The following is a 15,389-nucleotide window of genomic DNA, read 5'->3' as shown; positions in this document are numbered from 1 at the left end:
AAAGTTAGAAGTTTAATGAAAAACTTCTAACTTTATTAAATCTTTTTTAATTTAGTTCACTACTTTAACTGTCATATTTAACTTTTCGCCATTTATAACAGTTTCAGTATAATCTACTTTTTCATTAACAACAATTTCTTGAGTTAGTGTTTCTCTCTTTATTGCATCAGAATATTTGTTAACAACAGCTATTAGCATATCATTATCAGAAACAAATAATTTAATCTTATCTGCTACTTCAAAGCCTTTTTCTTTTCTCATGTTCTGTATCTTTGATATTATTTCTCTTAGATGTCCTTCTTCTTTTAATTCTTCTGTAATAGTTGTATCTAAAACAACACCTATTTCACCTTCACCAGCAAAAGCATAACCTTCTAATCCTTGCATTGTTACTAAAACACTTTCACTATTTAAAGCTATTTCTGTTCCATCTACTACTATAGTTTCAGTACCACCATTTTGAAGTTTTTGTGCTAATTCCATTTGATTTCTTGAAGCTATTTCTTTTCTTATTCCTGGAATTAACTTACCATAGGCTCTACCTAATACAGGTAAGTTAGGCTTAATTTCAAAATTAACATATTGTGATAAGTCAGCACCAAACTCTACTGTCTTTATATTAAGCTCATCTTTTATGATATCACCATAATATTCTGGTATTGCATCTGTTGATAATAACATCTTTGAAAGCGGCTGTCTATTTTTTATATTAGCACCATTTCTAGCACTTCTTCCAAGTTTAACTATTGTATAAGCTAAATCCATTTCCATCTCTAACTTTTCATCAATAGCAGTTTCATCTACAACTGGCCATGAACATAAGTGAACACTTTCTTCAGCAGATTTATCTAATCCAGCAACTAAATTTTGATAAATTTCTTCTGTTATAAATGGCACAAACGGAGCAGCTACTTTAACTAAAGTAGTTAGTACTCTATATAAAGTTACATAAGCACCAATCTTATCATCTGTTAATTCTTCTGACCAATATCTTGCTCTATTTCTTCTTACATACCAGTTTGATAACTCATCCGTAAACTCTTCAATGATTAATGCAGCTTGAGTTATTTGATATGAATTTAAATTGTTATCTACATCTTTAATTAATGTGTTAAGTTTTGACATTATCCATTTATCCATTACATTTTCTGATTTGAAATCTTTATATTCTAATGGATTGAACTTATCTAAATCTGCATATAACACATAGAATGAATATACATTCCAGAAAGTGCTTAAGAACTTTCTTTGAGCTTCTGCTACATCATCAATAGAGAATCTTGTTGGAAGCCATGGTGCACTTGCAGTGTAAAAGTGCCATCTTGTTGCATCTGCACCTTGTGCATCTAAAACCTCAAATGGATCTACAACATTTCCCTTTGACTTTGACATCTTTAATCCCTTTTTATCTAACACGTGTCCTAAAACTATACAGTTTTCAAAAGGATTAGTATCAAATATTGCTGTTGAAATAGCTAATAATGTATAGAACCAACCTCTAGTTTGGTCAACAGCTTCTGAGATAAATTGAGCTGGGAAGTTCTTTTCAAATAGCTCTTTATTTTCAAAAGGATAGTGTAATTGTGCAAATGGCATTGAACCTGAATCAAACCAACAGTCAATAACTTCAGCTGTTCTTGTCATTTCTTTGCTACACTTAGGACAATTTAAGTGAATATTATCAATATATGGCTTATGAAGTTCTATATCATCTGGAACATTAATTCCTTTTTCCTTTAACTCTGCTATACTTCCTATACATTCTTTATGGCCACATTCACATTCCCAAATAGGAAGTGGAGTACCCCAATATCTATCTCTTGATATACCCCAATCAATAACATTTTCTAAGAACTTACCAAATCTACCTGTTCTAATGTTATCTGGATACCAATTGATTTTATTATTATTTTCTAAAAGCTTATCTCTAAGCTTAGTCATTGCAACAAACCAGCTTTCCCTTGGATAATAAAGAAGTGGTGTGTCACATCTCCAGCAGTGTGGATATGAGTGAAGATGCTTTTCAGCCTTAAATAGCTTATTATTTTCTTCTAAATATTTAACAATGCTTTCGTCACACTTCTTAACAAACTTTCCTGCCCAAGGAGTTACTTCTTCTACAAAGTTACCACTTGCATCAACTAAGTTAATAAATCCAATTCCATTCTTCTTTGCAACTATGCTATCATCTTCACCATAAGCTGGTGCTATATGAACTATACCAGTACCATCTGATAAAGTTACATAGTCTCCATGTATAACTTCAAAAGCTTTTCCTTCAACTTCACCAAAAGGAAGTAATCTTTCATACTTAGTTCCTAATAACTCAGTTCCCTTGAACTCTTTAATTACTTCGTAGTCTTCTCCTAAAACTTTTTGAGCTAGTTCTTTTGCAACTATTAATATCTCATCTGCAACTTTAGCTTCAACATAATCATAAGCTTTATTAATACATAGTGCTAAGTTTGATGGTAAAGTCCAAGGAGTTGTTGTCCAAGCTAGAATATATTTATTTTCTTCGCCTTCAACTTTGAACTTAGCTATAGCTGTTAAATCTTTTACATCCTTATATCCTTGTGAAACTTCATGAGAAGAAAGACCCGTTCCACATCTTGGGCAATACGGCATTACCTTATGTCCCTTATATAAAAGACCTTTTTCCCACATTTGACTTAATGCCCACCAAACAGATTCTATATATGAATTATGATATGTAACATAAGGCTTTTCCATATCTACCCAATAACCTATTTGATTAGTCATCTTTTCCCACATGTTAACATAAGTAAATACTGACTCTTTACATTCAGTTACGAATTTTTCTACTCCATAACTTTCAATTTGCTCTTTACCTGAAATACCTAATTTCTTTTCAATTTCAAGTTCAACAGGTAATCCATGAGTATCCCAACCAGCTTTTCTTATAACTTTATATCCCTTCATAACCTTATATCTTGGGATAATATCCTTCATAACTCTTGTTAAAACGTGTCCTACGTGTGGTCTTCCATTTGCTGTTGGAGGTCCATCATAAAATGTAAAATATTCACCATCTTGATTCATATCAAAATTCTTTTTAATGACATTATTCTCTTTCCAAAGGTCTGCTACTTCTTTTTCCATACCAACAAAACCTTTTGGTAATTCAACCTTTTTGTACATATTTTAACTCCCTTCCATTGATTACTTCATATAAAAGCTAGCTGCTTTAGTGTTATGCCTATTACTAATTATTAATCTTAAATCTATATTTTACATTATTAACTATAGCTTAGTAATTATTCATTAGCTAACGGTAACTAGAAAATAATAAATATATATAGATTTAAATAAAAAAAACTCCGCCCAATAGGACGAAGATTATTCGCTATACCACCTAAGGTTAGAAGTTCCCCATAACTAAATATGAAAAACCCTTTAAATTCGAGTACAAACATACTCTATCCCTTAACGCAGGATAACGTGAAAAACTTAATCAGTAATTTTAAACCTTTCAGCCTCAAACTCCTAGGTGATTTTCCTTAACCTTCTCTATGACTTTCCACCAACCAGTCACTCTCTTAAAGTATCTAATTAAGTACTTTTCCTAATCACTGTCTTTAACTATTATAATGAAATAATATAAATATAATCATTATGTTAATAATAATTATATTCTACTACAAAGTAAAATAATATAAAAGATTATATTTAAGAATATTTAAATAAATTTTACACAAAATAAAAATATAATGTTTATTCTCGAGATTAAAAATTAACTAATAATTTTTATCAATTAGTATTGACTTTCCCTATTGATAAATATATAATAAAAGCATAAAGAATAAACATTGAATTTATTTTTTATCCCCTTTATTTTCCTTAGTCGATTTCTTAATATAGGAGGAAAACTAAATGGAAAATAACTTAAACGAACAAGTCCTTGATAAGATTACTAAAGTTTGTACTTGCAAGGCAATACCAAGATCCAAAATAAAAGATGCAATCAAAGCCGGAGCCCATACTGTGGCAGAAGTTTCTAAGGCAACAGGAGCTTGCACAGGTGGATGCAGAGGCTACAGATGTACCCCTACAATCCAAAATTTGATTGATAAACATCTGGAAAATAACTAATATAGTTCCCCCAAACTATATTAGCATATAGATTATATCTCCCCTAAAACCACCTGTTATAGAAACAGGTGGTTTTTTTATAAATTCCTTATCTCAATATTAAAATAGACATATGTAAATTTACATTTCCTCTGAGTAAAACAATTGAGTATCAAATTCATATATGTCCTTTCTTTTTAAAAAATTCTAATAGATAATCCAAAATTTTTAAATGTATCTTTTGTCATATCAATATGTTCTAAATCTTTATTTTCAACTTTATCTTTTGTTATACTTTCATAAGTCAATTCGTCTATTTTATTTTCCACGTATTTTCTAACTCTTCTTGGAGTTGGTATAACAATTGCCTTAAATATCATATATATCTCCCCAAATAATTGCTTTATACTATAATTATATTTTCATTTATATTTAATATTCATCAAAACAAATAAAATCCCAAACTCCTTAGAGGTTGGGATTTATAGTCAAATATTAATATAAAATGATTCAATTTATTATATTAGATTTATTATAATCCAATCTATAGTTCCTCCATATAAAATAACAATTAAACTAACTATTATTAAAACAATTTTATATGAAAATACTCTATACTTTTCTCTCCATTGATCAATAAATAATAGCTCCTTCTCCTCTCTTTTCCTTAGTATTAAAATAGCTCCTAAAATCATTCCTAACGGTCCAATTATAAGTAATGCACTTCTTACAATGTTTAATGACTGCTGCCAATTAAATTTCGATATTATTAATGAAATTATTCCCCCGCCCAAAATAATTGCTAAAGATATAAAACTTCCAATAATCATACATTTAATAAAATCATTTATTATTCCATTTAATTTTCTCATGTATTTATCTCCTAAAATCTAATTAATATAAATGACATGCTACAAAATGTCCTTTTTCTACTTCTTTGAATTCCGGGTATTCATTTTTACATATCTCCATACATTTGCTACATCTACCTTGGAACTTACATCCTTTTGGAGTATTAATTGGACTAGGAACATCTCCCTCTAACATAATTCTTTCCCTATTTTCTTCTATATCAGGATCTGCTATTGGAATTGCTGACATTAATGCTTCTGTATATGGATGTTTAGCATTATTAAATAATTCTTCTGATTCAGCCAATTCAACCATACTACCTAAATACATAACTGCTACCCTATCTGAAATATGCTTAACCATAGATAAATCATGGGCAATAAATAAATATGTTAATCCTAATTCCTTTTGTAAATTAATTAATAAGTTAGCAATTTGTGCTTGAATTGATACATCTAGAGCAGAAATAGGTTCGTCACACAAAATGAATTTAGGCTCAACAGCTAAAGCTCTAGCTATACCTATTCTCTGCCTTTGTCCACCTGAGAATTCATGCACAAACCTATTTGCATGCTCTTTGTTTAATCCTACATGCTCTAGTAATTCATAAATTCTTTTATCCTTATCCTCTTTTGATTTAGCTATACCATGAATATCTATTCCTTCTGATATTATATCCGCAACAGTCATTCTTGGATTTAATGATGCATAAGGATCCTGAAATATAACTTGAACTTCTTTATTAAATTGTTTTTTAGCTTTACCCTTTAATCCATTTATTGATTTACCCTTATAAAAAACTTCTCCATCTGTTTTATCATACATTCCAATAACAGTTCTTCCACAAGTTGTCTTTCCACATCCTGATTCTCCGACTAATCCCAAGGTTTCTCCTTCTTTTATGGCAAATGAAACGTCATCTACTGCTTTTAAAATTTCTTTATTACCAAGTTTAAAGTATTTTTTCAAATTCTTAACTTCTAAAATTATATTTCCTTCATTAGCCATTTCTTCTTTCCTCCTCAATTTTCTCTAAGATATGCTCAGGAATCTCTTCACTATATAACCAGCATTTAGTCTTATGTGTATCTCCAAATGAATATTCCTTTGGCTCTTCTTCTAAACATATATTCATACAATATTTGCAACGAGCTGCAAATGCACATCCTTCTGGTGGTGCTATTAAGTCAGGAGGGGTTCCCTTTATTGTATCTAGCAGTTGTTTTCCTTTCCATCCAAGCTTAGGAACTGAATTTAAAAGTGCCCAAGTGTATGGATGTTTAGGCTCATAGAATATCTCTCTTTTTTCCCCTTGCTCTATAATTTGTCCAGCATACATTACAGCAATTTTATCTGCCATTCCTGCAACTACTCCAAAATCATGAGTAATCAATATTACTGCTGTATTAAGCTTGTCTTTTAATTCATTAATAAGTTCAAGTATTTGCGCTTGAATTGTAACATCAAGAGCTGTTGTGGGCTCGTCTGCTATTAAAATTTTAGGATTACAAGCAACTGCTATTGCAATCATAACTCTCTGTCTCATTCCACCTGAAAATTCATGGGGATACTGATCAACCCTTTTTTCAGCATTTGGTATTCCTACAGATTCAAGTATCTTTATTGCTTCTTCTCGTGCTGACTTCTTATCCATATTTCTATGAGCTACTAGATTCTCTATTATTTGCTTACCTACCTTCATTGTTTGATTAAGAGATGTTAATGCATCTTGAAATATCATTGCACATTCTCCACCTCTAAATTCTCTAATTTTCTTTTTATCATAAGTTAATATATCTTCTCCATTATAAAATATCTTACTATCCTCTTTAATTTCCCCCTGTGGTGCTTGTATTAATGCCATAATAGATCTAGCTGTAACACTTTTTCCGCATCCTGATTCTCCTACTATAGCTAATACCTCGCCTCTATCAACCTCAAAGGACACCCCTCTAACAGATTGTACCTCTCCTGCATAAGTATGATAAGATACTCTTAGATTCTTAACACCTAGAATTGATTCATTTTTATTTACTAACTTCTCCATACCTTATATACCTCCTATTGTCTTAATTTTGGATCTAGGGCATCCCTTAAACCATCACCTAAAACGTTAAATGATAATATTAATAAACATAAAATTATAGTAGGGAATAATAATTGATAAGGATAAAATGCCATTGCTTGTTGTCCAGCTGATAATAGTGAACCCAGGCTAAATGCCGGAATATCCAATCCTAGTCCTAAGAATGAAAGTATTGTTTCAGAAACTATTACACTTGGAATTGTTGATGCAACATCTAATATTATTAATCCAATTGTGTTTGGTAATAAGTGCTTTAAAATTATTCTCATTGGAGATGCACCTAAAGCCTCCGCTGCTAAAACATATTCACTTTCTCTTAATTGAAGAATTTGCCCTCTTATCATTCTTGCTGTGCTAGTCCAAGCCGTTAGACATAAAGCTAACATTAACTGAAAATATCCATTTCCTAAAACAACTAAGATCAATAGTGTAATTATTAGGTATGGAATGCTATTTAACACCTCAACTATTCTCATCATTATTTCGTCTACTATTCCACCTAAATATGCAGCTATACCACCATATAAACATCCAACAACTATATCTATTGCAGTAGCCATCAACGCTACACTTATTGATATTCTTGTTCCTATCCACACTCTTGTAAACAGGTCTCTTCCCATAGCGTCTGTTCCCCACCAGAACTCACCACTAGGAGATAAATTCTTCTTTTCTGTTACAACAGTTTGATAATCCATATTTCTTATTATTGGAGCAAAAATTGCCATTAGCACAAGAGCAACTAATACAAATAAGGCCCCCATAGCAACTGGATTCTTTTTAAGCCTTCTCCAAGCATCTTGCCAATAACTGATATTAGGTCTTACAACTAAATCACTATCTAAAGTAGATGAATCTACAAGTTCAAATCTTTTATCTTTTACTTCTAATTTATTCATAAAGTCACACTCCTATCTACTTAACTAATCTTATACGTGGATCTACAACTGTATAAAGTATGTCAGTTATAAATATTGCTATAAGATAAATTAATGCATATAGTAATGTTAATCCCATTAAAATTGGAATATCTCTATCATTAGAGGCCTGAATGAAGTATTGACCAGCCCCCGGAATGGCAAAGACCCTTTCTATGAAGAAAGATCCAGAGATTACTCCTGATATTGCAACTGGTAATACTGTAATTATTGGAATAAATGAATTTCTAAGAACATGTTTTCTAACTATAGCTACTTCTGATAATCCTTTTGCCCTAGCTGTAAGTGTATAATCTTGATTAATGCTATCTAACATACTTGTTTTCATTAATCTTGCATAATAAGCTAAATATGTTCCCGCTCCAGCTAACGTTGGTAAAATAGTATACTCCCATCCACCAAGCCAAATATCTGCCCCTTTCGGCCATCCTATTATAGGTAAATTTAATAATGGCCCCTTTGCTAAATATTTTTGTAATAGCAGCGATAATACTAGTGACGGCACCGAAGCAAGTAACATTACCCCTATCAAAATTGCATAATCAATAATCTTTCCTCTATTCATTGCAGCAACTATTCCTAAAATAATTCCTAATGTTACTCCAACTGCTATTTGTTGTATTCCAAGTCTTGCTGAAACTGGCATCTTATTTTTAACTATACTTGAAAGTGTATCTCCCGCATGCACTAAAGACTCACCAAATTCGCCCTTTATAATGTAATTTTTTAATGTAATAAAATATCTCTCCACTACCGGCTTATCATAGCCATATTTAGCTATAACTATTTGCTTTGTTTGCTCTGGCAGCTTTTGAATCTTCTTATCTATAGCTGTTCCTGGAATTGCAGCTAAAAGAAAAAATGTAGCTGTTCCAATTAAATAAAGTGTAATAACCATTTCGATAAATCTTCTTATAACATACTTTGCCATATTACTCTCCCCTTCAGATTGAATTAATGCACATCAACAATAGTTGATGTGCATTATACTAATTCTATATAATAACTTTAATTAATTTTTTCCTTCTATATATGCATGTTTGAATTCATAAACTGACCCAAATGAAGTAAATTGGATATCCTTAACATAGTTTTGATAGAATGTGTACTTATCAGTATAGTAAACTGGTGAAATAACAGCATCTTCATTAACTAGCTTATTTTCTAGATTTTTATAGATTTCTGTAACCTTATCTTGCTCTGTTTCTTTGTATACTGATTTTAATAATTCATCATACTCAGTATCAGCATAACCAGTATGGTTATTTCCACCATTTGATACCCATATATCTAAAAAGCTCATTGGATCATTATAATCTGCTGACCATCCAGACATTGTAAAGTCATACTCAAGCTTATCCATTATACTTAAATAAACTCCCCAATCTCCTTGAGTCTCAACATTTATTTTTATACCTAAATTTCCATTTATTTGTTGAGCTACCCATTCAGCTCTTTGTTTTTGTAATTCTGAACTTCCTTGAGATAAATAAGTTAATTCATATTGACTTAAATCATCTGTTTGAAGCCCTAATTCTTTTAATCCTTCTTTAAATAGTTCTTGAAGCTTTTCCTTATTATTTACATAAGTCTTTGCATCGCTTTCTAAAGGCCCTTTTACTTTATCTCTATACTTTTCATCTCCAACATTTATAGCTGTTGGAACTATTCCATAAGCTGATTGGAATCTACCAACTAAATCTTTTGTATAGACATCTCTATCTATTGATAAACCAATAGCTTTTCTTACTTTAGCATTCTTTAATATTCCATTAGCTGATTCACTCTTTTGATTAAAATATAAATAGAATGATCCCGGATCCTCTCCTGTAAGCTTTTGGAACTCTCCTGCATCAGCTTTTTGAGTCCATTTTTCTATATAATCTGTTTGAGATCCTGATATATCTAACTCCTGAGCTTCAAATAATTGAGCTTGAGTTGCAAATTCTTGAATCTTTGTCATGTTAATCTTTTGAAGATATACATTATCCGCATCCCAATAAGTATCATTTTTTACTAATACCATTGAGTTTCCATTATCCCAACTTTCTATCTTAAATGGTCCATTATATACAGTGTCTTTAATTTCACTAGCATACTTGTCCCCTAATTTTTCTATAATGTCTAATCTAATTGGATGGAATGTAGTATACGATACCTTTGATGCAAAGTAAGGTACTGGATGCTTTAACTTAAATTCTAAAGTATAATCATCAACTGCTTTTACTCCTACAGCATCAATTGTTCCTTTACCTGTATTATATTCTTCTGCTCCCTCAATATCATAAGCTAAGAATGAATAGGCAAATCCATTGTCTGGATTTAATATCCTTTGGAAAGAATCAACATAGTGCTTTGCTACTACAGGTTCTCCATCTGACCAATTCATTTTTCTTAAATAAAAGGTCCATGTTAAACCATCTTCTGAAGTTTCCCATTTTTCCGCCCCAGCTGGTACTATCTCGTCTCCCTTTCCGCTATTTTCAATTCTTACTAAACCTTCTTGTACTGCATTAAGAATAGATGAACTTTGATTATCTGTAGTATCATTTGCATCTAAAGTAGCAACTTCAAAATAAATAGTGTTTAACACTTGATCACTATCCATCTGTGCACTACCAGATTCCCCATTTTTTGATTGTTCAGGCCCCTTTTTTCCACAACCTCCAAGTATCATCATGCAACTTAAGCCTATTGCTAGTAAAAAAATAACTCTCTTTTTCATAATTTGCCCCCTTTTATTATTAGTGTAATAAAAATGCACATTAATGTATTTACTATCCACTCTTTCAAAATAGATATAAACCTTATTCTGCTTAAACTAATAATTGGTTATAAATATATTTAATTACATTTTATTACATTTACTTTATTGGTAATATTATAGCACCTATTTTATTAAAGTCAATCTATTTGCACATTATTTTTTGATAAATTATTTATTTTTACTCATTTTATTTTTCAAATTTACATATTATATATTATAAATATACAATTTTATTATTAACTTATATTATTCAACTTTAATATTTATTTTCTTATAGTTATGATATAATCTTATAAGATTAATTTAGGAAGGAGCTACAATATGGGAAGTAAATTTTATTTACATAAAGGTAAAAATAAAAGAGCTGAGCAAGGAAGACCTTGGATATATATTGATGAAATAAATGAGTATGATGGCGATTATGAAAATGGAGATATAGTTGAAGTATATAATCATAAAGGTTTTTTTATTGGTAAAGGTTATATAAATGATAGAAGTAAAATTACTATCAGAATCATGACAACAGATATTAATGAAGAAATAAATTATAATTTCTTCAAAAAGAGGTTTGCTAATGCCTTTGAATATAGAAAAACAGTTATAGATACATCTTCTTGCAGGTTTATATTTGGAGAAGCTGACTTCTTGCCTGGACTTACAGTTGATAAATTTGAAGATTATTATGTAATTCAAATTTCTACTTTAGGAATGGATAAATATAGAGACTTAATAGTAAAAGTTCTAGTTGAAGAATATGGTGCTAAAGGTGTTTATGAAAGAAGTGATATTAAAACAAGAGAAATTGAAGGCCTTGAACAAATAAAAGGCTTCTTAACAGAGCCATTTGATACAAATATTGAAATAATAGAAAATGGCGTTAAATACATAGTTGATTTAGAAAATGGTCAAAAAACTGGATTCTTCTTAGACCAAAAGGAAAACAGAGCTGCTATGCATAGAATATGTAAAGACAAAGATGTATTAGACTGTTTCACTCATACAGGCTCATTTGCTTTAAATGCTGGTATTGCTGGTGCAAAATCAGTTCTTGGAATAGATGTATCACAACATGCTATTGACTGTGCAAGAAAAAATGCTGAGATTAACAATTTACAAGATACAGTTAAGTTTGAATGTCATAATGCTTTTAATGTTCTTGGTGAATGGTCAAGAGAAGGTAAACAATTTGATGTTGTTATACTTGATCCACCAGCATTTACAAAGTCAAGAAATACTATTAACTCAGCTATTAGAGGCTACAAGGAAATAAATCTTAGAGGATTAAAAATGGTTAAACCAGGTGGATATTTTGCTACTTGCTCTTGTTCTCATTATATGAGCGAAGAACAATTAAAAAAGACTGTTCAAGAAGCTGCTCATGATGCTAGAAGAACATTAAGACAAGTAGAAATAAGAACTCAAAGTGCTGATCATCCAATTCTATGGAATTCAGATGAGTCCTATTACTTAAAATTTTTTATTTTTCAAGTAGTCTAACATGCTAAAAACTAATAAATATTTATAACTGATAACAGTATAGTAGAAAAGAACTTGATGATACCAAGTTCTTTTTTTGCTATATTAGCTTATTAACAAAATATATTGTAATATTTTTATTCTAATAATAACTCAAATAATTGATACTATCATAATATTAATATATAATTTATAGGTGAGTTTTGACTTTTATGGAAAATAATATATAATCTAATTTAGATAAATATTTATATATTAGTATTATTTTATTAATATTGAATACTTTTATTTATATATTAACTTCGAATTGATACTAATATAGGAATTTTATTATTCATTTTATATAAACTTTAAATTTTGAAAGAAGGTCTTTATGGATATGTTAAATATTAAAAATACAAATAAAAACTTTGAAGGCTCTGAAACATTAAAAAATAATATAATTCCTACTCAATCTATATATGAATTTAATAATGTATCTTTGGATTTTAAAAATAAGGATGAGGCACTTAAAATCATAGAAAAATATCCCTTTTGTGAGTCTTTATCTATGTCTAAAAAAAATAGAATAAATATAAAAGTACGGACATCAAATCTACTACTATTATTTAATCAATTATCAAAAGATAACTTATTTTATATTTATATAGATATAGTAAAATGTGACACATAACTTCCAAATTTTATTTATAATTAAGGATATTTATAAATAGATTTATTATATTAAACAAAAAGCTATTATACTGCATATACAATTGCAATATAATAGCTTTTAATAAATTATATATAATCTAAACTGAATAATCTTACTTGATTAGACTGTTTATAAATTTTATATCTTATTATCTATAGAACTCTTGTGTTGCATAATATGTATTTCCTATTTTATAAACACCAATACCTATGCTACTGAAATTTGATGATAGTATATTTGCTCTATGTCCTGGTGAGTTCATCCAGTTATCCATAAATTGTGTTGCTAAAGTCGCATTACCGCTTACACCTTGTATATATGCAATGTTTTCTCCCCAAGCACTATATGATACACCATCTGCCTTCATTTGCTCAGTAATTAACTTTCCTTGTGGGTCTTTATGATCAAAGTATCCTCTATCGCCCATATCCTTAGATTTAATTCTAGCATAATGCTCCATAGTTCCATTATAACTTAATGCAGGAAGTCCAGCTGCTGCTCTTTCTTGATTTACTCTTTGGAATATAGCTTGTTCAATCTCTGATATATAGCTACTGCTATCTGAAATATTTGGTTTTTGATTTGATTCTTGCCCTGAATTAGAGTTAGAACCTTGTGATGGAGTAACTACTGGCTTTTGTTCCGGTGTGTATTGTCCATGAGTATAATAATCTTCATTTGAATCTTTATTTTCTGTTTGTTGATTGGCTTGTACAACTGTTTCAGTCTTACTATTTTCAGTTTGCTTATTATTTGAAGATTCATTATTTGCATTAGTATTAGATTCAGTTGAAACCTTGTCTGCTGAAGCTACTGTATTTTTACTTGTATCTACTACATTATTAGATTCATTAGTTTTTGTTTCCTTATTTTCAGATGAAGTTTCACTGTTAGATTGAATCTTTGTAGCATCACTATTAGGTGCTTCAGTTTTTGAAGGCATTAAAAAGCTTCCTACCCCTAAAACTATTGTTAATCCTGTTGATACTAATAACATCATTAATTTTGATTTAATCATTTGTAATTCCCCCTTCAGATTTGTTTGTTCATCTGTGTCATTATACTAACATAATGTTTAGGGGGTCTAAATATGAGTTGATTTCTAATTATTGAATATTATTCTATGACTAGTAACTATATTAATAATATTGATTTTTTTACCATAAAAAAACCTCATATAAAATTTATAAAATTTATAAAATTTACATATATATTTATTAAATGCTTAGTCTTTCTTAGTTCGCGTCACTTCTGAGTTTAAGCACATCTATTTTATATATAAAAAACTAATAATCCGTATTTTTTCATTAATATCTTCATATATTTCCCACAACAAAATTCCCAAAATTTTTTAGTCTATTTTAATTATTTTGGGCAATATCTCCTCTTATATTATATAAAACAATTCCTATCTAATTTTAAACTCATCTTTCTTTTAACCATGTATTTTTAAATTATCTCTAAAAAATTAAATTTATTTTCAAACAAAATAAAAGATGACTAAGCGTTGCCATTAGTCATCTTTTATTGAAATAAATTCTATAATTATAGGAGTTTAATTTGTTTGTATATGCTTTATATTATTAAAAGTGTGGAGCTTCTAATAATATTTTTTCCCTCTTTAATTGATATTGATTATCAATCTAATATTATAATATATTCTTTTTTTACCATTGTCAATAGAAAAATTGCAATTAATTGAAATTTATTATCATTTATTTATTAAAGATATCACTCCTGTATTTTTATTTACCACTGGAACTATATCCAATATATCTTTCCTACAACAATAATCAAGATCATCCTGTAAATTTAAATCTTTTAATACATTATAATGTCTTGCTTCTTTTATAAAACTTACTATATTTTGATTATTTTCATATATATATTTAGCTGTTTTAGCTATATCAGATAAATTATGAACATCTTTTTTACATAATAAATTAATCATATATCCTGAGCATATGAAATCATCCATAGAGAATTGTCCATTTGTACCTGAATTTATAAATACTATATCGTTAGAATTTTCATTTAATATATCTGTGACAGCATTAGCATTTATCATGGCACCTATTAGTATTTTACTTGCTTTCAAACTTAAATTTATTGCTCTTGTTCCATTAGTGGTACTTAGTATTATACTTTTTCCTTCTATTTTATCTCTTGTATACTCTAATGGTGAGTTAGTAAAGTCAAAACCTTCTATTTTTATAGCCCTTCTCTCTCCCCCTAGTAATGTATCTACTCCTTTTTTTGAAAGTTCTTTTTTCTTATTGAAGGCTTCCTCTACAGTTAACATAGGAATTACTTCCTTTGCACCATTTGCTAATGCTGTTGTAATAACTGATGTAGCTCTTAACATATCTATTACTACTACTATCTTATCTTCTAGATATTCTTCTTTAATATGATCTGCAGATATAATTACATCTATATTCATAAAAATACCTCCCCATATTTTATTGAAATTTGATTATCATT

13 protein-coding genes and 1 other annotated feature are annotated in these 15,389 nt (G+C 29.4%); of the genes, 3 read left to right on the top strand and 10 right to left on the bottom strand.

Features of this window, described 5'->3' with window-relative positions; all coding sequences use genetic code 11:
* Positions 1–51: 51 nt before the first annotated feature.
* Complete coding sequence (gene ileS / locus J7M87_RS07735) at positions 52–3,162, bottom strand: isoleucine--tRNA ligase (RefSeq protein ID WP_291650291.1); 3,111 nt, start codon at positions 3,160–3,162, stop codon at positions 52–54.
* Positions 3,163–3,346: 184 nt separating this feature from the next.
* Positions 3,347–3,603: a binding site (T-box leader), on the bottom strand.
* Between the two features lie 291 nt (positions 3,604–3,894).
* Here ileS and J7M87_RS07730 point away from each other — a divergent pair.
* Complete coding sequence (locus J7M87_RS07730; protein ID WP_008681498.1) at positions 3,895–4,113, top strand: (2Fe-2S)-binding protein; 219 nt, start codon at positions 3,895–3,897, stop codon at positions 4,111–4,113.
* 176 nt (positions 4,114–4,289) lie between these two features.
* Here J7M87_RS07730 and J7M87_RS07725 read toward each other — a convergent pair whose 3' ends face one another.
* The 7 genes from J7M87_RS07725 to J7M87_RS07695 all read right to left on the bottom strand — a co-directional run bounded on the left by J7M87_RS07725 (position 4,290) and on the right by J7M87_RS07695 (position 10,693).
* Positions 4,290–4,472 (bottom strand): hypothetical protein, encoded by a 183-nt coding sequence (locus tag J7M87_RS07725; protein WP_291650287.1) that lies wholly within the window; start codon positions 4,470–4,472, stop codon positions 4,290–4,292.
* A gap of 138 nt (positions 4,473–4,610) precedes the next feature.
* Positions 4,611–4,964 (bottom strand): hypothetical protein, encoded by a 354-nt coding sequence (locus tag J7M87_RS07720; protein WP_291650285.1) that lies wholly within the window; start codon positions 4,962–4,964, stop codon positions 4,611–4,613.
* A gap of 22 nt (positions 4,965–4,986) precedes the next feature.
* Positions 4,987–5,952: an oligopeptide/dipeptide ABC transporter ATP-binding protein gene (locus J7M87_RS07715; RefSeq protein ID WP_291650284.1), complete on the bottom strand. Its 966-nt coding sequence runs from the start codon at positions 5,950–5,952 to the stop codon at positions 4,987–4,989.
* The gene (locus J7M87_RS07710) at positions 5,945–6,991 is read right to left on the bottom strand and encodes an ABC transporter ATP-binding protein (RefSeq protein ID WP_291650282.1); all 1,047 of its coding nucleotides are present in this window, start codon (positions 6,989–6,991) and stop codon (positions 5,945–5,947) included. The genes J7M87_RS07715 and J7M87_RS07710 overlap by 8 nt, the downstream gene beginning before the upstream one ends.
* A gap of 14 nt (positions 6,992–7,005) precedes the next feature.
* On the bottom strand, positions 7,006–7,929 hold the full coding sequence (locus J7M87_RS07705; RefSeq protein ID WP_291650280.1) for an ABC transporter permease: 924 nt from the start codon (positions 7,927–7,929) through the stop codon (positions 7,006–7,008).
* A 16-nt stretch (positions 7,930–7,945) separates the two neighbouring features.
* Positions 7,946–8,899, bottom strand: a complete 954-nt coding sequence (locus tag J7M87_RS07700) for an ABC transporter permease (protein ID WP_291650279.1) — start codon at positions 8,897–8,899, stop codon at positions 7,946–7,948.
* An 81-nt stretch (positions 8,900–8,980) separates the two neighbouring features.
* A complete protein-coding gene (locus tag J7M87_RS07695) occupies positions 8,981–10,693 on the bottom strand; it encodes a peptide ABC transporter substrate-binding protein (RefSeq protein ID WP_291650277.1) in 1,713 nt (570 codons plus the stop codon).
* 363 nt (positions 10,694–11,056) lie between these two features.
* Between J7M87_RS07695 and J7M87_RS07690 the strand changes: the two genes are divergently transcribed.
* On the top strand, positions 11,057–12,232 hold the full coding sequence (locus J7M87_RS07690; RefSeq protein ID WP_291650275.1) for a class I SAM-dependent rRNA methyltransferase: 1,176 nt from the start codon (positions 11,057–11,059) through the stop codon (positions 12,230–12,232).
* Positions 12,233–12,584: 352 nt separating this feature from the next.
* A complete protein-coding gene (locus J7M87_RS07685; protein WP_291650274.1) occupies positions 12,585–12,884 on the top strand; it encodes a hypothetical protein in 300 nt (99 codons plus the stop codon).
* A 169-nt stretch (positions 12,885–13,053) separates the two neighbouring features.
* Here the strand turns inward: J7M87_RS07685 and J7M87_RS07680 are convergent, their stop codons facing one another.
* Positions 13,054–13,923 carry a CAP domain-containing protein gene (locus tag J7M87_RS07680; RefSeq protein WP_291650272.1) on the bottom strand — a complete coding sequence of 290 codons (870 nt, stop codon included), beginning with the start codon at positions 13,921–13,923 and terminating at the stop codon, positions 13,054–13,056.
* A gap of 693 nt (positions 13,924–14,616) precedes the next feature.
* Positions 14,617–15,348, bottom strand: a complete 732-nt coding sequence (locus tag J7M87_RS07675; protein WP_291650270.1) for a 2-phosphosulfolactate phosphatase family protein — start codon at positions 15,346–15,348, stop codon at positions 14,617–14,619.
* Positions 15,349–15,389 lie beyond the last annotated feature (41 nt).

The sequence above is a fragment of the Clostridium sp. genome (assembly GCF_017888565.1).
In the GTDB taxonomy this organism is placed as follows: domain Bacteria; phylum Bacillota; class Clostridia; order Clostridiales; family Clostridiaceae; genus Clostridium.
This window is presented reverse-complemented; position numbering and strand designations above follow the sequence as displayed.